The following is a 20,764-nucleotide window of genomic DNA, read 5'->3' as shown; positions in this document are numbered from 1 at the left end:
GTCCTACCGTGTTCACTACAACGGACACAAACATGGCTACCTGAACCCCAGGCCAGGATTAAAACGTTTGCATCAGGGTTTACTGCCGCCTTACTAACGCGTTACGGCGAGCCGATCGTGCGGGTTCATGCCGCACTGCTTCGCACCACCCAGGCAGGCACGGTGAACTGAAACACGACGCCCCGGGGCACGTTCGGGCACGCCCACAACCGCCCCCCGTGCGCTTCGACGATCGAACGGCAAATCGACAATCCCATACCCATTCCGCTGGCCTTCGACGTGTAAAACGGCTCGAAGAGCCGCTCCATGTCGTCGATCTTCACGCCCGGCCCCGAATCGCACACGGCGACGAGGATGGCCCCCGAACTCAGCCTGTCGGTGCTGATGGTCATTTCCCGCGCCCCCTCCGCGAGCGTACTCATAGCCTCGACGGCGTTCATGATCAGGTTCAGCATCAACTGCTGAAGCGCGACGCGATCGCCTTCCACAGGAGGCAAATATTCCGCGAGCTGCGTCTTCGCGCAGACACCGTGCTTCACGATCTCACTGCGTATGAGCGCAATGACCTCGCCGATCGCCTCGTTGATCTGCAGCCTCTCCATGGCCGGCGGGGCTTTCTTGACGAGGCCGTGAATCCGATTCATGACGTCGCTTGCGCGCTTCATGTCCTGGGTGATTCGCTCGAACGCTTGCCGAACTTCCTCCAGATTGGGTGGTTGTGCACGCAACCAAAGCAATCCTGCCTGAGCGTTCGTGGTACTCGCCGCGATCGGTTGCTTGATTTCATGGCTGATAGAAGCCATGAGCTGCCCCATCGTCATGACGCGATTCGCGTGTGCGAGCGCCATCCGAACCTCGCGGTAGCGCCGCTCGCTCTCGCGCAATTCAGCCTCCGCGCGCTTATGCTCCGTGATGTCGCGCGAGATGCCGAGCAGAAACCGAGGCTCGCCCCGCACGTCGACGATCGGGATCTTCATCGTGTGCACCAAGCGCGGCCCGTGACGCGTGAGCACCGGCTCCTCCGGAATATCGACCATGCGCCGCGCCCGCAGCACGTCGCGATCCTTCATAGCGAAGAAATCAGCCTCCTGCGCCGGAAACAGATCATGGGCCGACTTACCGATGAGTTCCTCGCGGCGGTAGCCGAGCAGTTGCTCCCCCGCCTTGTTGAAGCGTACGAAACGCAGCGTGGCCGCATCCTTGACGAAGATCGTGTCTGGGATATTCTCGATGATGCTGTCCAGGAAGTGCTCGCTCGCACGTGCAGCCTCTTCGGCGTGCTGTCGTTCGACGATCTCAGCCGTCCGACTCGACAGCGCCGAACTCAATTCGGCCGTGCGCTGCGCGACACGCTCCTCGAGTTCGGCGTTGAGCGCCTTCAGTGCATCCTCGGCTTGCTTGCGCTGGCGGCGATCTTCGAGAAACTGCTCCACTGCACGCGCCATGCCGGCGATCTCGTCACGGCCGCGCACGGGGACGCCGGCGCTCACGCCACCGCCATCGCCATGCAGCAGCGCGTGGCTGACTCGGCGCAATCGCCCCACAACGTGGCGACCGAAAAATACATGAGCGATCAACCACGCCAGCAGCACGCTCATCGCCACTTCGCCGACAACCCACTCGCGTGTGCGAGCCGTATCGTCGGCCAGGTCCCGGACAGCCTTGCGGTAGTCGCGCGTGAGGCGGTCGGATTGCTGGCGCGCCGCAACGGCTAGCGTATTGGCTTGGCGGTTCAGATCGTCGTCCAAGCTCGACAATGACGCGTCCGGCCGCGGTGAGGATCCCGCGGCCAGCGAGGTCTCGCGCATCCGCGCCTCGATGTTGATCATATTGCGAAAGCGCTGGCTCGATCGATGCAACGTCAGCGTGTCGACTCCAACGTCGTCGCGCGTAGGCGTCGCGGAGGCCAACCCGTCGACCAGATGGTCGAACGACGCCAGGCGCTCGATGACGCGCCGCTGTGTCTCGCGCACCGCGTCGACGGTGCCGTCACTCGACAGTTGCAGTGCCAAGCGTTCGATCGTCAGCGTTTGCTCGGCCAGATCCTGCGCGTCCTGCAAACGCGTCAGCCTATCTCCAGCCAACTCGCGCAACGCGTATGCCGACCCGGTCAACGAGTAGAGCGTCGTGGCGCCGAGCGCGACCATCAAGGCGGCCAAGCATAACGCTCCGAGCGCAAATTGTGCGATGAGGGACTGGGGCAGCGGAAGTTTCACGGGCGTTGCCAGATATGGCGGTAAATGTCGCGGTACCCGTTGGCGGGATCGTAAAGCAGGCGATCGCCGCCGTCCGCGCCGACGTTGCCGGCCATCACGAGATGCACCGGAAACACGTAACCCGTGACGCTTTCTCCGGCGAAAAGCCGATTCATCTCGTCGATCAACTGCCAGCCGTGCAGGTTCAATGGCTCCGCTACCGTGGCAGTCTGGAACGTGCCCGTGCGAATGCGCAGAAAGGCGGACTCGCTGCCGTCACCGGCGGAGAGCATGGCGATGGCGCCGTTGGGAATGCCGGCCTCGGTCAGAACCGGGACCGCATAGTCGAAGTAAATGTCGTTGATCGCCAACGCATACGTCCAGCGCTTGCCGTATTGGGTGAGCAACGCGCGGGTCGTGCCGGGCATCAATTCCTCGCATCGCGAGATCGCCACGTCGCGCACGCCGAGCAAGGTGCAACCGCTGCAAGCGCGTATGACGGCGGCCATTTCGTCCGCCTTGTCTTGAGCAACCCGAAAATTGGAGTCGGTGAATATGATGACGCCCGCGTGCCCACCGGATTGCACGATGGCCGCCAGCGCGGTCACTCGGGCGACTTCGAGGGGATCGGTCGATACGTTCATCGCCACGGGCGTGCCGGGCACCGGTCCAACCTTCGCGGCGACATGCCAGCCGACGATCGGAATGCCCCGCTCTGCAAATGGCCGCAGCCCGGGCAGCAGCACGTGTGCGTCGCCGCCAACGACAATCAAGCCGTCCGGATGCCCGGCCAATGCGTTCGCAAGCATCTTGAACCGTAGATCCGGCGAGCCGCCTGCGTCGAATATCTTTACGCTCCAGCCTATGGCCTTGGCTGCTTCCAGCACGCCGTCGACGACGCCGAGGATGCCGCCGTTGCGCAAATCTTCGGCAACGACCGCGACGTGCTTCCCGGATTCGGCGCGCGGCCCGGCGCGCGGCCCGTTCCACGAGGCAGCGGGTTGCTCCGCGGCATCGACGACGCGCTTCGCTTCGGCCAAGTAGCCGTGCGAAGCGACGACCGGCACCGGAAGCGCGTAAGCCACGGACAACCGCTGCGCCGCGATGCCCGAGGACATGCATGCGGCCCACATGCATGCCAGAAGCCAGCCCCTCATGGCGCTCCCCAACGCCCCCCATCGGGTCGATCGACCCTCATGGAAGGCGAACCAAAACATGCGCTCGCAGGGTACCCCTGCGAAGAAGATACTATCGCAGCGGTCGCGCCCAAAGACACGCCTGCCACACATTTCTTGCGCGTAAAATCACCTTCAGCAGCGCTCACGTGCGTTCGCAATCAATAGACAAAAGCATTGACCCGCGCGATCCGATTCTTCTCTCCCGACACGAGAATCGAATTGATCCGGCGCGACGAGATCGCCGTAAGCGTATACCCGCGGCATCGCACCGCTATCGAGTGCCTGCCGTCACACAGCAACGATCCCACCGAGAAGGGGCATGGGATGAGCCTGGGTTCCGATCCGGCGCCGGCCGGCAGCGCGGCGGGCGACAAGCGGCCCGTCGTCTATGTCGTGGACGATGACGAAGGGATGCGATTGGCGCTCAGCAGCCTCTTTCGCTCGACTGGGCTGCACGTCGTGACATTCGAATCGTCGCAAACGTTCCTCGCGTTCCCCAAGGAGGAAACGCCGAGTTGCCTCGTACTCGATGTGCGATTGCGCGGCGAAAGCGGGCTCGCGTTTCAGGACGAGTTGGCAAAAAGCGGCCTGTACATGCCGATCGTATTCATGACGGGGCATGGCGACATTGCGATGACGGTGAAAGCGATGAAGGCGGGCGCGATCGACTTCTTTGCCAAGCCGTTCCGCGAGCAAGACATGCTCGATGCGGTTTCGAGCGCATTGGCGCGGGACAGCGAGCGTCTCGCTGCCGAACGATCGATTGCCTCACTGCATGCATCCTACGAATCGCTGACGCCGCGCGAACGCGAGGTGTTGGAATTCGTGGTGGGCGGCATGCTGAACAAGCAGATTGCGTCGGCGCTGAATCTCAGCGAGATCACCGTGAAGATTCATCGCGGCCAGGTCATGAAGAAGATGGGCGCTCGCTCGCTGGCCGATCTGGTCAGAAAGGCAGAAGCGCTGCACGTCAAGCCGCAGTTGCGCGCGCCGAACGTCATGGCCGGTTCAGCGCAACGTTGAGCCAATGTTCGATCGAACGCGCGTCGAACGGCTTTTCGATCACGGCCAAGACCTCGTTCGTGCCGATTTTTGCGCACAGTTCCGGCGTTGGAAACGCGGTGATGAAAATGGTCGGCGTTGCATAGCCGAGTTGCAGAAGACGATCGTGCATGGCGGTGCCGGACATACCCGACATGCGCTCATCGGAGATCAAGCAAGTCGCGTCGCCCATGTGTGCGGACGCGAGATAGTCCTCAGCCGACGTGAACAGTCGCGCCTCCCAACCCAATGAACGAACCAGGCTTGCGACGGCCAAACGGACAGCCTCATCATCGTCGACGATCGAAACGGTTCGGCCGGCACCCATACGTCACTCCTCGCTGCGTCGGACAATGCAGCGTGATCAAGTCGACATCTGGCACGCGTTGATGACGGCAGTCTAGGCTGGAAGCGCCGGAACGGACACTATACGAACGTATCGAGCAGCATCCTATACGAAAGGATGATCGGCTCAACCCCTCGTCGGAGCCGAACCAGCCGTTCGTAGGTTTGTGCATTGCGCGCCGTTCGTCTATCGTGAATATGTACCGCCCCGATTTGCGCGATGTATTCGTTACCTTTTTCCGCGGAAGGCGCTCATGTCGACGAAACCGCAGCGAGGCCGCGCACGCCCTTATCGAAACCGGCGGCGCTTTCCGATCATCGTCCTGAGCGGTCGCAACCGGCCCGGCTCCCTACCAGGGCCAGCGACATCCGCTACGCATGTGCCGATCATGTGTGTGCTCTCCAACGGCCGCGCGGCCGATCGCATCTCCGTGCCGAAACGATGAAGTCGCCTGGCTGAACAGGCCGCGGCGATGCACCGACACATGCCTCGGGTCCAATACGGATATACGTGCGTATGAAGGCCGCATGCCAATGCAGGAGCGAGGCAAACCATTCGTAGAATGGCGTTGAAGACGCAGTAGTCCTACCTTTGTCTCATGGCCGATGTGCGGTCATGCCGTACGCAGCGAATGCAGCATGCGTACGGCGGGTCGATTTACGGGTAAGGGCTATGTCGAACGTCTTGAGTCACTGGATCCATGTTTCCACACACGCTTACTACGAGTACACGTTCGTGCCGTGGCTGAACAGAAGCGTATTTCGCAGGACGGTCGACCTGAGCCGTATCTGTATTCAATGACGAGCCGTCCTATCCGTCCGATCGCATCGGGTGCAAGTTCGGGCGTTACGCTGCTCTCAGCGCATCGATAGGCCAAGCCTGAACACCGATACCGCCGAATGCAGCTTCGCCGTCTGTTCGTCGAGCGACGCTGCCGCTGCGGCCGCTTGTTCGACTAGCGCGGCATTCTGCTGCGTCACGTCGTCCATCTGCGTAACCGCGCGGCTGACCTGCTCGATGCCGGTGCTCTGCTCTTCCGATGCCGATGAGATTTCGCCCATGATGTCGGCCACCTGAGCAATCGAGTGGACGATCTCCGCCATGCGCTCGCCGGCCACCGCGACGAGACGGCTGCCGTCGTCCACCTTCACGACCGACGCCTGAATCAGATCCTTGATGTCGCGAGCCGCAGCCGCACTGCGTTGCGCCAGCGAACGCACCTCCGCCGCCACGACGGCGAACCCGCGGCCGTCCTCCCCCGCCCGTGCCGCTTCGACGGCCGCGTTCAGCGCAAGAATGTTCGTCTGAAACGCGATGCCCTCGATGACCGACGTGATGTCCGCAATGCGCACGGACTGACCTGCAATCTGCTGCATCGTAGCGATCACTTCTTGAACGACCGCGCCGCCGCGTTCCGTCGCCTCCTTTGCCGAACCGACGATGCCCGTAGCCTGTCGCGCATTATCGGCGTTCTGCTTCACGGTCGAGGTGATCTGCTCCATGCTCGCGGCCGTTTCCTGCAACGAGGCCGCCTGCTCCTCCGTGCGCTGCGATAGATCCAGATTGCCTTGCGCAATCTCACCTGCACCATGCGCGATGCACTGACTCACGGACTGAATCTCCGCGATCATCCCGCTAAGCCGCTTCTTCATCTCGCCTAAGGCCGCGAGCAGGCTGCCCGGCTCGGCCTTCCCCACATCGAGCTGCACGTCCAAGTTGCCGTCAGCGATCTGCACGGCAACGCGCGTCGCGTGCATAGGCTCGCCGCCCAGCGTACGCCTAATACTGCGCAACACGGCCCATGCGATAGCCGAAAGAATCGCTGCAATCCCGAGCGTGACCGAAGCCAGTGTTACCGCGAGCTTCATGAAGGCCGCATCGATGTCGTCATAAAAGAAGCCCGTGCCGATCCACCAATCCCAGTCCGGGATCGCGACGACGCCTTGCAGTTTCGGCTCAGGCGCTGCGTCGGGACTACGTTTGACCAATATGTCGACGAGTGCGAAATGCGATTGCGCCATCCCGTCACGGTAAGCCTCGCTATCGGTCCTTCCATCGGTCGTCCGATTGCCTTTGGCCTTCGTGCCGATGAACACCGGATTCGGATGCACTAGGTTAATGCCGTCGGAGGTCGTCACCCAATAGTAGCTCTTCGTATTGGCGTTGAGTCGCGACAATGCTTCCTTCGCCTGCTGCTGTGCCTGCTCGCGCGTGAGTGTCCCGCGCGCCTCCAACTCTCGATACCCGTTGACGAGATGTTCTGCTTTCGTCAGCAGCGTCACGACCTCGTCCCGTCGGCTGTCTATCAATGCCCCCCTCAACGTTTGCAGCGCCACGCCAGCGAGCAGTAAGACGCCAACGAGGGCGGCGCCAACGAGGATAGTTAGTTTCGTGCGTAACTTCATACGAGCACCTCGCGAGATTAACTATTTGGTACATATATCGGCATCTCTCGCGCGGGATTAAGGTGCATTTGCGGTGCTGTAGGCTCAGACGTCATTCGAGCATACCCTAGAATTGCGCGCCTATCGCACGGACGCGTGCGATGTTCGAAACGGAACCGAGATCATGAAAAACTCGATCGCCCTCCAATCAGCACGAACGCCCAAATAGCTGATGCACCAAACTCCGCAGCCAACGATTCCCCGCCTCGTGATGGTATCGAGTGTGCCAATGCTGACGGACCGCGAACCCCTCCACGGGGATCGGGCATGCATGAACCGCCAAGTCATTGGCCTGCGCCAGGGTCTCGCCGATGTGGCGAGGCAGCGTGGCGATAAGGTCGGTGCTCTGGATGATCGCCCCGAGCCCGAGAAACCCCGGTAGCGCCAATACGACCTGCCGTTCGATGCGTTCCCGCATCAGCACCTGTTCGAGGAGTTGCGCGCCGGTCCCGGCCGTGATGGCCACGTGCCCCTCCGAACGATATTGCCTCGGCCCCAGCCGGCCGCGAATCCTCGGATGATGGCGGTTGGCTAGGCATACCCAGTCCTGCGTATACAACTGCTGCTGATAAATACCGCCGCCCAGCGAAGGTACGTAGCCAATCGCGAGGTCCGCCTCGCCGGACTCCAGCGCCTGTTCCAGGTTGCCGTCGATCCTCGTCGCTTCCAGTCGAATGCCGGGCGCCTGCGCACGAACATGCGCGAGTAGCCGCGGCAGCAGCGTTATATGGCTCGCGTCGGTCATGCAAATGCGAAAGCGCCGCTGCGCAGTAGCAGGATCGAACGCAATCTCCCACGCAGTGAATCGCCGCAGCGATTCGAGGATTTCCCGACACTGCCCGATCAACGCATCGGCCTGCGGCGTCGGCACCATGCCGCCAGGCGTTCGAATGAACAACGGGTCGTGAAGATATTCCCGTAAGCGTCCGAGCCAGATGCTGACGGTTGGCTGACTCTGGCCGAGCTGCTCGGCCACGCGGGTGACGCTGCGCATGTCGTAAAGAAGGTCGAAGAGCTGCAGCAGCTTGAGGTCCGGTAGATCGGTCAGCATCATAGCGTTATTGCGTGTGGCAATACGGCTATTGTAATCATTGCATTGTCAGCATGCGCGGCGAGTCCTATCTTTGGCGGCACATCAAGGAGAAGCCATTGAAGATTGCGATTCTCGGCACGGGCGCACTCGGTTGCGCGATCGGCGCCACGCTCACCGAAGGCGGCCACGAGACCTGGCTGATCGATAGATCGGCGACGCACGTCGACGCCATGTGCCGCGATGGACTTCGCGTCGACGGCGCCGGCAACTCGACGTATGTTTCCGTCCGCGCGACGACGCAGGCCAGCGAAGTCGGCGTCGCGGAACTCGTGATTGTTCTCGTGAAGTCGTTCCATACCGATGCGGCGATGCGCGGCGCGCGCGCACTGATCGGGCCCGACACCACGGTGCTGTCATTGCAAAACGGCCTCGGCCATGAGGACATTCTCGCCGACGTGGTCGGCCGCGAGCGGGTGCTCGCGGGCAAGACCTACGTCGGCGGCGTGCTGCGCGGTGCCGGACACATCGAGTCCGGCGTGGTCGGCAAGCACACCTATATCGGCGAGCTCAACGGTCGCATCACACCCCGTGTAAAGGCAATCGCCCATGCCTTCAATGCCGCGGGGCTCGCTACGAGCGTCAGCGACAACATCGTCGGCACGATGTGGGACAAGTTGCTGGTCAATGTCGCGACCGGAGCGCTCACCGGCATCACGGGTCTGACCTATGGACAGCTCTATGACGAGCCGCTGCTGAAGGAAGCCTCGCTCGCGGCGGTGACAGAAGCGATCGCGGCCGCGCAGGCAGCCGGCGTCAAGCTGTCGATGGCAGACCCCGAAGAAGCCTGGACATTGGCCGCCGAAGGTCTACCCGCTTCGTTCAAGACATCCATGCTGCAGAGCCTGGAGAAGGGCTCGATCACGGAAATTGACTTCATCAACGGTTCGGTTGTGCGATGCGGGCAGCAGCATGGCGTACCGACACCGGTCAATGCCACGCTCGTCGCCTGCATCAAGGGAATTGAACGCGCAATGGCCGACCGTCGACGCGAGGAGATCTCGGCATGAGCATCCCGAAGGCGTACCTCGAACATGTCGCCATCTGGGTGAAGGACATCCACTGGCACATCCGTTTCTTTGAAGAAGTCCTAGGCATGACCCTGCGCGAAGTGGACGGCACACGCGAGGAACCGTGTCAGTACTGGACGATCGGCGGACTCCAGTTCATCCAAGCTCCCCGATACGAAGGGCCCGAAGGGCGGCTCGCCCACCTGGGCGTGATGTGCGAAGACTTGGAAGCCGCGCTCACCGCGGCGCAGCGATTCGGTGTGACCGAAATGCTTCAGGGACGTAACTGGCTACGTCTGCCGGACGGCCTTACCGTCGAACTCATTCAGGCCGAGCCGGCCTCGTGCGTTGCGCGAGTGCTCGCAATCAACCCGCGCGCGAAGGGGTAAACATGGCGATCGCAGAAAAATACTGGGACGATGCGCGGGAAGGCGACGAATGCGTCAGCCCGCATTACAGCGTGACGAAAGAACGCATCCTCGCTTACGCCGATCTTACCGGCGACCATACCCCGGTGCACGTCGACGAGCACTATGCGAACGCGAGCCATTTCGGCTGCATCGTGGCACACGGGCTGTTTGGACTATCGATCGCCGATGGCCTCAAGACGCAGAGCGACTACCGCTTCCTGCCCGGCATGTCGCTCGGCTGGACCTGGGATTTCGTGTTGCCGATCAAGGTCAACGACGTCTTGCACGTGAAGTTTCATGTGGGCTCGATGCGCGCGAGCAAAAGCCGCCCGAGCTGGGGTATCGTCGTGCTGCCTTCGGCGTTGATCAATCAGGATGGCGACGTGGTTCAACACGGCGAGCACCGCCTGATGGTGCCGCGACGGCCGGGAGCGTTCTGATGCAGGCCCGCCCTCTCGAAGGTATCCGCGTCGTCGATTACAGCCACTTCCTCGCGGGGCCTTACGTGGGCCGCTGCCTCGCGGCGCTCGGCGCCGAAGTCATCAAGGTCGAGCGCCCCGGGACCGGCGACGCCGGACGCCAGCACGCCACGGTGCTCGACGATCGGCAAAGCGGCTATTTCCTGCAGCTCAACATGGGTAAGCGCGGCGTCAGCGTCGACGTGAAAGATCCGCGCGGCAAGATGTTCATGCAACGACTGTGCGACTCGGCAGACGTGTTCATCGAAAACTACCGGCCGGGCGCTCTCGAGAAGTTGGGGTTAGGCTACGAAGCGCTATCGGCAAGCAATCCGGGCCTGGTGTACTGCTCGATCTCCGCTTATGGCCATACGGGACCGGATGCACATCGCGCCGGCTTCGGACTGATCGCCGAAGCCAAAAGCGGCATCATGCAAATGGTCGGCACACCGGGCGAGCGGCCTCCGCTGTTGCGCATCTCGCTCGGCGACATGTACACGGGTATCCACGCGGTTGCGGCTATCAATGCTGCATTGCTGGGCCGCGCGAAAAGCGGACGTGGCCAGCACATCGATATGGCGCTGTACGACACGCTGGTGTCAATGCACGAGTATGCGGTGCAAGGCTATACGCTGCGAGGCGTGCTGCCCGAACAGGCAGGACACGACATGCCGACCTCCACGCTGTATGGCGTATTTCGCGCCGCAGACGGCGATCTCGTCATCGCGGCGCAGGTGGACGATGCGTGGCAACGCTTTGCGAGGTTGATCGAGGCGTATGGCGGCCCGACGGGCTTTGGGGCCGACCCGCGATTGCGCGACAGCGTTGGACGTAATGCGCATCGGTCGCACATCCTGTCAGTCGTCGAGTCTTGGGTGAGCGCCCGCCCAGTGGCGTCGATCCTCGCATTGCTCGATGGCATCGACGTTCCCTGCGCGAAGGTTCAGCGCATCGACGAAGTGCTGGCCGATCCGCAAATCCAGGCAAGAGGCATGGTGATCGAGCAACAGCATCCACGCTACGGAACGCTGCGCCTTCCCAATCTGCCGTTTCGGTTCTCCGATTGCGATACGACGATTCGCGATGTCGCACCGGATCTGGGACAGCACAACACGGAAGTGGCGCGCTCGCTGGGTTTCGATCCGGCTGAAATCGACGCGATGCAAACCGCAGGCGTGCTTTATTCGAAGTGAGGTAAAGATGAAAGATCAGTACGCAGTGGTCGGCAATCCGATCGGGCACACGAAATCGCCGCTGATTCATAGCCTTTTCGCGCAAGAGACGCGGCAGGATATGAGCTATACGGCGATCGAGGGGCCGCTGGAACCGCGCAATGCTTTCCAAGACGTAGTGCGAACATTCGCCTCCAGGGGCGGGAAGGGCATGAACGTTACCGCACCGTTCAAGCTCGAAGCCTTCGCAATGGCGAACGATCGCAGCGAGCGCGCAACGCTGGCGGGCGCCGCCAATACCGTCAAGTTCGAAGACGGACGCCTTCTCGCCGACAATTTCGACGGTATCGGACTCGTCCGCGACATCGAGGTCAATCTGCGCCTGCCGATGGTCGGCAAGCGCGTGCTGATGCTCGGTGCCGGCGGCGCCGCACGCGGTGCGCTATTGCCGTTCTTGGCGGCTCATCCGGCCGAATTGGTCGTGGCAAACCGCGACGTGTCCAAAGTCGACGCGCTTGTCGCTAGCGTCGCGGGGCGAGGCCCGCTCATCGCGTGCGGCTATTCCGATCTCGAACGGCTGGGGCGCTTCGATCTGGTCGTCAATGCCACGTCGGCCAGTCTGACCGGCGACCTACCGCCCGTCCCGCCGAGCGTCTTCAGCCCGGATGGCACGGCCTATGAGCTAGCATACGGCAAGGGATTGACGCCATTCCTTCGCCTCGCGCGCAACGCGGGGGTGCATGGTGTCACGGACGGCGTAGGCATGTTGGTCGAACAGGCAGCGGAAGCGTTCGCATGGTGGCGCGGCGTGCGTCCCCAGACCAGCGCCGTGATCGATCGGCTAGCGATTCCTCTAGATTGAACACGGCGGAGCCGCGGATTCGGATATGCCAGCCAATCACCGCGCCTGTACGGCAGCCCGGTTGACCGCGCATACAACCGCATACCGGCCGCCCGCCGCGGACAAGGCATATCCGATCTTGTCGGTCAGCGCGTTCGTCGCAGGGTGTGGCGCCCGGTATTCGATCCAGTCGCCGCCTCTATCAGCCGCATACCAGATGCGCGCGCAGAGTTCCGCGATATCGGTGCCAGGCGCGGCCACCGCCGGGTGATCGGCCTTCGCGGGATTCGCGCCGAACGCCCGAAAGTAGTTTTCGCGATCGAGCACGAACACGAACAAATCCCGATCGATGAAGCCGCCGTCACGCGAATGGAATTGCGCCCTCGCCCGTGCGATGTCGGTTGAATCGATCAATTGCGCGGCCCGCTCGACCAAAGCCTTCGCTTCGTCCGCGCAACCTTGGCGCAGCCGAACGTCGCCGACCGAGCGCCCCAGAAGCTCCGCCTGCTGATGTAGTTTTTCAGCCGAGCCGAGCGCCGCATCGGCCATCGTCGCGTTGCTTTGCGTGATTCGTTCGAGTTCGGTCACCGCCGCCGAAATCTCGTTCAGGCTCGTTGCCTGCTCCTCGTTCGCCAGCGAAATGGCATGCATTCGACAAACCGTTTCGCGAACACCCTCTGCCATGTTCGCGAGCGAACTAGTGAGTTTACCGATCGATTCCACGCCTTGCGCCACCTGCGCCGTCGAATCGTCGATCAGCTTCTTCACGCCGGTAGCCGCTTGCGCACTGCGGTGCGCGAGCACGCGCACTTCGCTCGCCACCACGGCAAATCCGCGCCCGGCCGCTCCGGCGCGCGCCGATTCCACCGCGGCGTTCAGCGCAAGGATGTTCGTCTGAAACGCAATGCCATCGATGATCGCGACGATCTCGCGCATCTGACGCGATTGCGCCTCGATCCGGTTCATCGCATGAAGCGAACGGTCGACGAGCACCACACCCGCATCCACGCCTTCGCGTACGCGATCGGCAAGCTGTGTCACAGCACGCGCATCGTCGACACTGCGCGCCGTCGTCGCGTTCAGTTGCGTCACGCTCGTCGCCGTTTGCTGCAAGTTCGCTGCCTGAGCCTCGGTACGGCTCGCTAGCTCGCGCGCGCTAGTCGTCAAGCGGCGCCCCGCCATGGCAATGAGTTCGGACTCGCTCCGGCTTCGCGCGACCATTTGCGAAAGCCGCTGCGTCATGGCCTCGATTCGTGTACCGGCATCAGCGACGTCGTCGCAACCCAAGACCTCGATCGACTCGCACAAGTTACCGGCGCCGACCGCGTCGATCATGCGCCGCAACTGCGCAAGCGACGCGAGCAGCTCGGCTCGGAATGCCGCACCGAGGTAAAGCAATGCGAAAAGAGCGATGCCCGATCCGACACGCGTCACCGACGCAGCGAACGATGCTGTGAGCGACGCCAACGAGGCGGCCGCCATATTCGCCGCACACGCTGCCGTCAATAGGCCGAGTACAGCGAACTTCGCCCGAAAGCCAAGGCATCGCATCCATTTTCTGCCCGGGACCATCCCCATCGAGATCCATCGGTTCATTCGCACTCCTAACCATTCATTCGAGCACCACTGCCACCAATCGACCGATACGCCACCCGTGCAGCCGAGCCGAGCAACACACTTATCGCATGGCGCGAGGCTTCGCCGGCCGAGCACCGCGCCTACGCACAACGAGCCCGATCGCGGCACCGATTGCGACCGTCGCAGCACATCCGGCAAGCCTTGCGGCCTCCTCGCCGCCGAAGCTACCGAGGCCCCCGAAGCCGATCACACCGCTCGCAACACTCGCCGCGATTGCCGACGATGCGACGATGAACGCCGTCAGCCATCCAAGTGTCCGTTTCATTAGGATTCCTCTTTAAAGTCGAATCACGTATGTGCGGCGGCCGTGCCGCGCAGCGAATAGGCAAGCGCCGCCGCACCGATGATCGCCCCCTCCATCATCAGATGCCCCGCTTCGCCGAGCCCGAAGCTCGTGAGCAAGTTGAACAGAAAGACCATCATGAACGCGGCCACCGCCGGTCCTGCCATCGCGCCGCGCCCGCTGCCGAACGACACGCCGCCGAGCACCGTTGCGGCAAGCGAGTTCAGCGTGAGATCGGCGCCGAGCGTCACGCTGCCAACGCCGACGAAGCTGAGCAGCAACAATCCGCCGCATGCCGCCGTCGCTCCCGAAACGACATGCGCGATGAACGGCACTTGGAGATAGGGCATGCCCGACAGCTCCGCGGCACGCGGATTGGCGCCGATCGCATCGAGCGCCGCACCGAACGCGCTGCGCCGCAAAAACAGCGCGGTCGGCACGAGCAGCGCCAGCCACACGAGCGGCGCCAATGGGACACGCCCGAGACGAGCGGCCGCGAAGTCGGTCAGCAGCATAGGGGCATCGCCCGGTGCATGCATCCGGCTCAACGCAATCACGGTACCCGAGAGCACCATCGACACCGCCAGCGTGACGAGCACCGCCGAAGCCCGCACACGCGCGATCAACAATCCATTGAGCGCGCCGATAGCCGCGCCGAACAGGACGCATAGCACAAGCGCCAGTGGCGCGGACATGTGCATGACGCCGCAGGTGAGCAAATACGTGCTCGCCGCCGCGATGCCGCCGATCGACAAATCGAGCGAGCGGCACCGGATCGTCAGCGACTGTCCAATCACGGCGACGCCCAGCGGTGCGGCTTGCCGCAGAATCAGCAACAACATCGTCGGCGTCACGAGATTCGTTCGCCAAATGGCCGCGCACGCAACCAGCAATAGGCTCGCCGCATAGGCCGGCGGCGACCCCACGCATCGAGCCGCCGCGCGATGCAGCGGCGCCATCGCCGGCGAAAGACGAAAAATAAGCGTTTTCATGGTCATAACCCCACGACACGGCGGCGCTGCACGCTGACCGCCGTCAACAACAAAAGACCCGTCACGACGGCGCTCAAGAACGGCGAGATACCGAGCAGATTCAATCCGTTCGTCATCAGCCCCAGCGAGAAAGCGCCGGCAAGAACGGCGGTGCCACTGCCGATGCCGCCAGTGAGTTGCACGCCACCGAGCGCAACGGCCGCAACCGATTCGAGCGCGAACTCGTCGCCAAGCCCCGGGTCACCGGCCGAGACGCGCGCTGCGAGGAAAACGCCTGCAACGACGGCGATCAAGCTGCAAGCGACGTATGCCATGACGGTCGTGGCCGCAACGCGCACTCCGTTCAAATGCGCGCTGCGCGGATTTACGCCGAGCGCGAAAAGGTAAAGCCCGAAGCGACTGCGCCGCAATGTCAGCGATGCGATACAGAGCGCCGCCGCGCACCAGAAAAACGAAACCGGCAAGCCCGCCGCCGTCGCAGTGGCAAGCCGCACCAGCACAGGCGCTATGTAGCCGCCCGGAATCGACAGCACGATGTAGCAAAGGCCCTTGAGAAATGTGGCGGTGCTGAGCGTCATAACGAGCGGATGCACGTTCGCGTAGGCGACGCCTATACCGTTGACAAGCCCAATCGCCGCACCCGCCGCCAACGCGAGCGCGACACCCGCAAGCGGATCGGGTTGCGTCGCGACGATGCAGCTCGCAAGACTCATCGCCGATCCGACCGACAGATCGATGCCCGCCGTGAGCGCGACGAACATCTGTCCGAGCGATACGATCAACAGCGCCGTGATCTGTCCGCTGAAGTTGGCGAGGTTCTGCGGATCGCGAAAGCCTGGCACCGTGATCAACATCGCCACGCAGGCGATGGCAGGAAGCCCTGCCGTGTAGCGAGTCAAACCCGAACGAGCTCGGTTCATCGCGCGTCTCCGGTTACGGCCGCGGCGCGGCCGTCGGCAGTCGAGGCTTCGCGTAGCGCATGCGTCAGCACCTGTTCCTCGGTAGCGTGTTCGGCGGGCAGATCGGCGACGAGCGCCCCGTCGCGCACGACGAGAATGCGATCGCACAGCCCGATCAGTTCGAGCAGATCCCCCGAAACGGCGACGACAGCACCACCTTGTGCGGTGAATTCGCGCAGCAGGCCATAGATTTCAGCCTTCGCGCCGATATCGACACCGCGCGTCGGTTGCTCGACGAGCAACACGCGGATGCCGGCCGCAAGCCAACGCCCGAGCATCACCTTTTGCTGATTGCCACCCGACAGCGAGCCGACCGTATCGGTCGGCCGACAGCGCAAGCGCATGGCGGCGGACGTCCGACCGATCAAGCGCTGATCGCGTCGGGCGCGCCGCCAAAGGGCAACGCCACGCAACGCACCGTGCCAGATGTTCTCTTGCACCGTCAGATCGAGGTACAGCCCTTCAGTCTTGCGGTCCTCGGGCATCAAAGCCAAGCCTTGCCGTACCGCGGCGCGCGGGCCGCCGCCGGGGTTGAATCGCCGCGGCGTGCCCTGTTCGTCGGTCAAGCGAATTTCACTATGCTCAGGCCGCTCGATACCAGCCAGCGCGCGCATGATCTCCCGTTGCCCGTGCCCTTCGAGCCCGGCGATGCCAACGATCTCGCCTAGCCGCACGTCGAACGACACGGCGGCGGCGCCGGCTCGCACGGTCAACTCGCCGACGTCGAGCGCGATCGCACCGCCTCGCTCGGCACGCCGCGGCGGAAACAGTGCCGTCAACTCGCGGCCGACCATCAGTCTGATCAGTTCATCCTCGGTCAGATCGCTCGCACAATGCGTTGCCACATGTCGGCCATCTTTCATGACCGAGACGGTGTCGCAAAAGCGAAAGATCTCGTCGAGCCGATGACTGATGTAAAAGACAAGTTTGCCTTCGCGCTTGAGCCGCGCGATCAAGTGCTCGAGCTTGTCGACTTCAGCTGCGTTGAGCGGCGCCGTGGGTTCGTCGAAGATAAACACACGTGCATCGCTCACGAGGCCCTTCGCCACTTCGAGCAACTGCTGCTGGGCCACCGTCAGCGTCGTGCAGGGCTTTCGACCATCCAGATCGATACCGGCGCGCTCCAACACGTCGGCGGCGGCCCGATGAAGGCCCGCGCGATCCAACAGGCCGTAGCGACGCGGCTCCCGGCCGAGGCAGAGGTTTTCCGCCACGCTCAAGTTCGGCAGCACCGTGAGTTCTTGAAAAACCGTCGATACGCCGGCTCGGCGTGCCTGGCCCGGACTGCCCAGATGCACGCATTCGCCGTCGAGAAGAATTTCACCCTCATCGGGCGTATGCACACCGGCCAGCAGCTTCATCAGCGTCGACTTACCGGCCCCGTTCTCTCCCGTGATCGCGTGAACCGAGCCCGGCGCGCCCGTGAGCGTCACACGCGATAGCGCCTGCGTGCGGCCGAACGCTTTCGATACGCCGCGTAGCGCCACCCGCGCCGGCGCGCTCGATTCGTCAAAGAGCGTAGTCATCGGTAGCCTCAGCGATGAAACATTTTCACCAGCATCGCGTCGGGCAGCGTCGACGGAAACCAGTAGGCGTCGTTCAGATCGGGACGGTAGTACTTATCCAGCGTCGCACCGGTCACCGGCGGCGGCTCGGAGAAGTACGAACGATGGACGGGTTCGCCGCTCAGGATCGCAACCGATGCGCGTACCACGGCTGCGCCGAGGCCGGGCGTGAAGATCGGCGCGATGCTCTTGACGCCCGATTGACGCCATACGCGCAGAAAGCCGTTATTGGCTTCGCCCGTCATCGGCACGAGCGGCTTGCCGACTTCCTTGAACACGTCGATGCAAGCACGCGTCATTTCAGCGCCTGAAAACCAGATGCCATCGACGGGCTGGCCCGAGAGCACCAAGTTCTCGCAAAGCTGCTTGCCCTTGGCATAGCTCCAGTCTCCGAATACCTCGTTCGTTATCTTGAGCCCGCACGCGTCGACCGCTTGGCGAAACCCCTCGTAACGAAGCTGTTCCTCGTCCACGCCCGCTACGCCCCGAAATGCCCAGATCTTGCCTTTACCCTTCAACGCATCGCAAAGGAACTGACCGCCTTGGCGCCCGAAGACGCGCCCGCCTCCCATGATCTCCGTGGTGGATTGCGTCGCAGTGCCGTATGCGCCGAACGTCACCACCGGTATGCCGCGCTTAGCCGCTTCGGCAATGAGCGGCGCGCCGATCGCTTCCGAGATCGGCCCGATGATCAGGAGGTCGATTTTCTTTGCGAGCAAATCCTCGACGTCGGACACTTGCTTCGCAGGCTTCCACTCCGCCTCGGTGAAAATGAATTGACCGATCTCGCGGTGCGCCGCCGCTTCATGTCGCATCTCCTCGATCATTTGGTCGATCCAGCTATTGCCGACGCCGGCAAACGACACACCCACCCGCCAGGGCGGGGCCTTCTTGTATTGATCCGGTTTGGTTTGCACAGCGGAAGTCGGCGCAAGCAGGCCGTCGGGCAACAATTGCAAATCCGCCGCTGAAGCACCGGTCGCCGCCAACGCCAGCGCGCAGCTCAGCAACAGGGTCTTGATTCTCTTGAGGGTATCGATCACGTTCGTCTCCATGTTCGTTTCACGGATGTGGCGCGAAGGGTTCGCGCCACACGCGGCGTTAGAACGCGTGGCGCATGCCGAGCGCCACACCGGTGGTGGAACCGGCCACGCCGTATAGCGCGCCGTTCAGCGACACGCCGGTATTCATCCGGCCATGGTTGTCGGCGAACGCAACCTGCGCATAGAGCGCGGTACGCTTCGACAAGGAGTATTCGGCGCCGGCGCTCGCGAGAATCGAATGATTGGCCGTGTCGTTGCCGTCGCTCGTGTACCAGGCCCCGGCATCGACATCGAGCGCAGGCGTGACGGCATAGCTCGCGCCGCCACCATAGACACGGCTGTCGAAAGAGCCGGCCACCTTGTAGTTGGCGAACGACGCCTTCATCGTCACGTTGCCGAACGTATAGCCGGCGCCAAGCGCACGCCCCGTGAAAGCGACGGTGGTCGGCACCGGTGTCGAGGCCGCGCTACCGCCCGCGTTACCGCTGTACAGCGCCGCATCGAGCAGCAACCCGTTGCGCTCGTACTTGAGACGGGCGCTGTATTGCCGCCCCGCCTGAAAATCACCCGCCGCACCGCCGAGCGCGAGCATGGCGCTGCCTTGCAACCCGCCGATGACGGGGCTCGTGTAAGAGACGGCGTTCGGGTTGAACAAACCGGTGTCGAGAACGTTGCCGACATAAATCGGCGCGGCACTGCCGAAATACGATACGTTGCGCGGATCGGTGTTGATCAGCGACAACACGAAAGGCGAGTACTGCAAGCCTGCCTGCACGGTACCGAGGTGGCCAGTGAGGCCGATCCAAGCTTGTCTGCCGAAGAAGTTGCCGTCCGAATTGGCGAAGCCGCCATTGACGATGCTGATGCCGCTTTCCAGATCGAAGATCACCTGAGTGCCGCCGCCCAGGTCCTCAGCGCCTTTGATGCCGAATCGCGACCCCGCGGAACCCCCATCGATCAGCGACAGTTGATGACCCGCATTGGTACCGGTTGCGCTGTCCAGCGTCTTGCTCGTGTAGAGCAGCCCGGCATCCAATACGCCATAGAGCGTGACGCTACCTTGCGCGTGCGAGGCGCCCGCCGCCGACAGCCCGATTGCAGCCGTTATCAATCGTACTTTCCAACCACAACTCAGCTTCATGCTTCGTCTCCTTGATGCCTGATAATTTATTTTGTAGTCCTAACTAAACTCGGTACTTTGCGATCTACAACCACCTCCTTTTGCGCTTCTTGTACGCTCGTTAATTTATTTCGTAGTCCTAACTAAATTAAACGATTAGTGAACGTCAACTTACCTCTATCTGCGTCCGCCGGTTCAATCCCGCGGCGATCGGACCGCCGCGGGAAAGCCAACGCTTACGGGGCGACGCGTTTCAACCATGCAACCAGGTTCGCGATCACCTCGTCGCGGTTCGTCTCGTTCAGCACTTCATGACGCGCACCGCCATAAACATGGGTCGACAGATCTCGGAAGCCCGCCCGCCGCAGCCGGGCAACCAACGGCTCGAACCACGCGAGATAGCCGTTCACGCAGTCTTGATCGCCGGTGAAGAGATAGAGCGGCAGCGCTTTCGGCACGCCCTCGAATTGCGCGAGATCGGCAGTCCGCAAGCCATCGTCGAAAATCGAAAACAGCGACGCCTCGGTCAGCGCGAAACCGCACAGCGGATCGGCGATATACGCCGCCGGCACCGCGGGGTCACGGCTCAACCAATCCACAGGCGTGAGCGGCCGCTCAATCGGACCATTGGCCGTCTCGAGCGTCCAGCCGGAGCGGCGCGGATCGAGCAACTCGAGTGCACTCGTTCCCGACAACGCAAGCGCGTCGATCAACGCCGCATGATCGAGCAGGTAGATCTGCGCGGCGAACGAACCCATGCTGTGCGCGAGCATCACGAGCGGCAAATCCTGGTGGTGCTCACGTAAATGCCGACTCACCGTCGCCATATCGTCGACGAGCCCATTGAATCCTCGCGGCCCGAAATCGCCGCGCGTACCGGCTGCGAGCGCTGCCTCGCCGTGGCCCCGATGGTCGCTCGCATAGACGACATAGCCCGCGTCGACCAGCGCGTGCGCCACATGACGATAACGGCGAGAAT

19 protein-coding genes are annotated in these 20,764 nt (G+C 62.7%); 6 read left to right on the top strand and 13 right to left on the bottom strand.

The window, feature by feature from the left end; genetic code table 11:
* Positions 1-125: 125 nt before the first annotated feature.
* Positions 126-2,216, bottom strand: a complete 2,091-nt coding sequence (locus tag J3485_RS18735) for an ATP-binding protein (protein WP_206955903.1) — start codon at positions 2,214-2,216, stop codon at positions 126-128.
* Positions 2,213-3,352, bottom strand: a complete 1,140-nt coding sequence (locus J3485_RS18730; RefSeq protein ID WP_206955902.1) for a substrate-binding domain-containing protein — start codon at positions 3,350-3,352, stop codon at positions 2,213-2,215. The genes J3485_RS18735 and J3485_RS18730 overlap by 4 nt, the downstream gene beginning before the upstream one ends.
* Before the next feature lie 345 nt (positions 3,353-3,697).
* Here J3485_RS18730 and J3485_RS18725 point away from each other — a divergent pair, with 345 nt between their 5' ends.
* Complete coding sequence (locus J3485_RS18725) at positions 3,698-4,396, top strand: response regulator transcription factor (RefSeq protein ID WP_206955901.1); 699 nt, start codon at positions 3,698-3,700, stop codon at positions 4,394-4,396.
* On the opposite strand, the gene J3485_RS18720 is transcribed toward J3485_RS18725, so the two are convergent.
* The 3 genes from J3485_RS18720 to J3485_RS18710 form a co-directional block, all read right to left on the bottom strand.
* Positions 4,371-4,742 carry a response regulator gene (locus J3485_RS18720; protein ID WP_206955900.1) on the bottom strand — a complete coding sequence of 124 codons (372 nt, stop codon included), beginning with the start codon at positions 4,740-4,742 and terminating at the stop codon, positions 4,371-4,373. The two genes, J3485_RS18725 and J3485_RS18720, sit on opposite strands and share 26 nt — an antisense overlap.
* Before the next feature lie 875 nt (positions 4,743-5,617).
* Positions 5,618-7,165 carry a methyl-accepting chemotaxis protein gene (locus J3485_RS18715; protein ID WP_206955899.1) on the bottom strand — a complete coding sequence of 516 codons (1,548 nt, stop codon included), beginning with the start codon at positions 7,163-7,165 and terminating at the stop codon, positions 5,618-5,620.
* 187 nt (positions 7,166-7,352) lie between these two features.
* Positions 7,353-8,258 carry a LysR family transcriptional regulator gene (locus tag J3485_RS18710; protein ID WP_206955898.1) on the bottom strand — a complete coding sequence of 302 codons (906 nt, stop codon included), beginning with the start codon at positions 8,256-8,258 and terminating at the stop codon, positions 7,353-7,355.
* A 95-nt stretch (positions 8,259-8,353) separates the two neighbouring features.
* On the opposite strand from J3485_RS18710, the gene J3485_RS18705 reads away from it, so the two are divergent.
* From J3485_RS18705 to aroE, 5 genes are read left to right on the top strand one after another with little or no spacing between them, the layout of a single operon-like run.
* Positions 8,354-9,304, top strand: coding sequence for a ketopantoate reductase family protein (locus tag J3485_RS18705; protein WP_206955897.1), 951 nt, complete (start codon positions 8,354-8,356; stop codon positions 9,302-9,304).
* A complete protein-coding gene (locus tag J3485_RS18700; RefSeq protein ID WP_206955896.1) occupies positions 9,301-9,693 on the top strand; it encodes a VOC family protein in 393 nt (130 codons plus the stop codon). Before J3485_RS18705 ends, J3485_RS18700 begins: the two co-directional genes overlap by 4 nt.
* Before the next feature lie 2 nt (positions 9,694-9,695).
* Positions 9,696-10,154 carry a MaoC family dehydratase gene (locus J3485_RS18695; protein ID WP_206955895.1) on the top strand — a complete coding sequence of 153 codons (459 nt, stop codon included), beginning with the start codon at positions 9,696-9,698 and terminating at the stop codon, positions 10,152-10,154.
* A complete protein-coding gene (locus J3485_RS18690; protein ID WP_206955894.1) occupies positions 10,154-11,365 on the top strand; it encodes a CaiB/BaiF CoA transferase family protein in 1,212 nt (403 codons plus the stop codon). Before J3485_RS18695 ends, J3485_RS18690 begins: the two co-directional genes overlap by 1 nt.
* 7 nt (positions 11,366-11,372) lie before the next feature.
* Positions 11,373-12,206 (top strand): shikimate dehydrogenase, encoded by an 834-nt coding sequence (aroE, locus tag J3485_RS18685; RefSeq protein WP_206955893.1) that lies wholly within the window; start codon positions 11,373-11,375, stop codon positions 12,204-12,206.
* Between the two features lie 36 nt (positions 12,207-12,242).
* On the opposite strand, the gene J3485_RS18680 is transcribed toward aroE, so the two are convergent.
* The 8 genes from J3485_RS18680 to J3485_RS18645 form a co-directional block, all read right to left on the bottom strand.
* Positions 12,243-13,781: a methyl-accepting chemotaxis protein gene (locus J3485_RS18680; protein ID WP_206955892.1), complete on the bottom strand. Its 1,539-nt coding sequence runs from the start codon at positions 13,779-13,781 to the stop codon at positions 12,243-12,245.
* An 82-nt stretch (positions 13,782-13,863) separates the two neighbouring features.
* A complete protein-coding gene (locus tag J3485_RS18675; protein WP_206955891.1) occupies positions 13,864-14,088 on the bottom strand; it encodes a hypothetical protein in 225 nt (74 codons plus the stop codon).
* A gap of 23 nt (positions 14,089-14,111) precedes the next feature.
* Complete coding sequence (locus J3485_RS18670; RefSeq protein WP_206955890.1) at positions 14,112-15,098, bottom strand: ABC transporter permease; 987 nt, start codon at positions 15,096-15,098, stop codon at positions 14,112-14,114.
* A gap of 2 nt (positions 15,099-15,100) precedes the next feature.
* Complete coding sequence (locus tag J3485_RS18665) at positions 15,101-16,018, bottom strand: ABC transporter permease (RefSeq protein WP_206955889.1); 918 nt, start codon at positions 16,016-16,018, stop codon at positions 15,101-15,103.
* Positions 16,015-17,583, bottom strand: a complete 1,569-nt coding sequence (locus J3485_RS18660; RefSeq protein ID WP_206955888.1) for a sugar ABC transporter ATP-binding protein — start codon at positions 17,581-17,583, stop codon at positions 16,015-16,017. Before J3485_RS18660 ends, J3485_RS18665 begins: the two co-directional genes overlap by 4 nt.
* 8 nt (positions 17,584-17,591) lie before the next feature.
* Complete coding sequence (locus J3485_RS18655) at positions 17,592-18,665, bottom strand: ABC transporter substrate-binding protein (RefSeq protein WP_206955887.1); 1,074 nt, start codon at positions 18,663-18,665, stop codon at positions 17,592-17,594.
* 58 nt (positions 18,666-18,723) lie between these two features.
* A complete protein-coding gene (locus J3485_RS18650; RefSeq protein WP_206955886.1) occupies positions 18,724-19,806 on the bottom strand; it encodes a porin in 1,083 nt (360 codons plus the stop codon).
* 215 nt (positions 19,807-20,021) lie between these two features.
* The coding region (locus J3485_RS18645) for an alpha/beta fold hydrolase (protein WP_206955885.1) at positions 20,022-20,764 on the bottom strand (743 nt) is incomplete at its 5' end.

The organism is Trinickia acidisoli (genome assembly GCF_017315725.1).
In the GTDB taxonomy this organism is placed as follows: Bacteria; Pseudomonadota; Gammaproteobacteria; order Burkholderiales; family Burkholderiaceae; genus Trinickia; species Trinickia acidisoli.
The sequence above is the reverse complement of the archived record's forward strand: the minus strand, read 5'-3'. Positions and strand labels throughout refer to the sequence as shown.

What these genes read in the sequence shown, in the direction of transcription:
- J3485_RS18730 (WP_206955902.1), bottom strand. Translation starts at nt 3,352, where the DNA reads ATGAGGGGCTGGCTTCTGGCATGCATGTGGGCCGCATGCATGTCCTCG.
- J3485_RS18725 (WP_206955901.1), top strand. Translation starts at nt 3,698, where the DNA reads ATGAGCCTGGGTTCCGATCCGGCGCCGGCCGGCAGCGCGGCGGGCGAC.
- J3485_RS18720 (WP_206955900.1), bottom strand. Translation starts at nt 4,742, where the DNA reads ATGGGTGCCGGCCGAACCGTTTCGATCGTCGACGATGATGAGGCTGTC.
- J3485_RS18715 (WP_206955899.1), bottom strand. Translation starts at nt 7,165, where the DNA reads ATGAAGTTACGCACGAAACTAACTATCCTCGTTGGCGCCGCCCTCGTT.
- J3485_RS18710 (WP_206955898.1), bottom strand. Translation starts at nt 8,258, where the DNA reads ATGATGCTGACCGATCTACCGGACCTCAAGCTGCTGCAGCTCTTCGAC.
- J3485_RS18700 (WP_206955896.1), top strand. Translation starts at nt 9,301, where the DNA reads ATGAGCATCCCGAAGGCGTACCTCGAACATGTCGCCATCTGGGTGAAG.
- J3485_RS18695 (WP_206955895.1), top strand. Translation starts at nt 9,696, where the DNA reads ATGGCGATCGCAGAAAAATACTGGGACGATGCGCGGGAAGGCGACGAA.
- J3485_RS18690 (WP_206955894.1), top strand. Translation starts at nt 10,154, where the DNA reads ATGCAGGCCCGCCCTCTCGAAGGTATCCGCGTCGTCGATTACAGCCAC.
- aroE (WP_206955893.1), top strand. Translation starts at nt 11,373, where the DNA reads ATGAAAGATCAGTACGCAGTGGTCGGCAATCCGATCGGGCACACGAAA.
- J3485_RS18680 (WP_206955892.1), bottom strand. Translation starts at nt 13,781, where the DNA reads ATGAACCGATGGATCTCGATGGGGATGGTCCCGGGCAGAAAATGGATG.
- J3485_RS18675 (WP_206955891.1), bottom strand. Translation starts at nt 14,088, where the DNA reads ATGAAACGGACACTTGGATGGCTGACGGCGTTCATCGTCGCATCGTCG.
- J3485_RS18670 (WP_206955890.1), bottom strand. Translation starts at nt 15,098, where the DNA reads ATGAAAACGCTTATTTTTCGTCTTTCGCCGGCGATGGCGCCGCTGCAT.
- J3485_RS18665 (WP_206955889.1), bottom strand. Translation starts at nt 16,018, where the DNA reads ATGAACCGAGCTCGTTCGGGTTTGACTCGCTACACGGCAGGGCTTCCT.
- J3485_RS18660 (WP_206955888.1), bottom strand. Translation starts at nt 17,583, where the DNA reads ATGACTACGCTCTTTGACGAATCGAGCGCGCCGGCGCGGGTGGCGCTA.
- J3485_RS18650 (WP_206955886.1), bottom strand. Translation starts at nt 19,806, where the DNA reads ATGAAGCTGAGTTGTGGTTGGAAAGTACGATTGATAACGGCTGCAATC.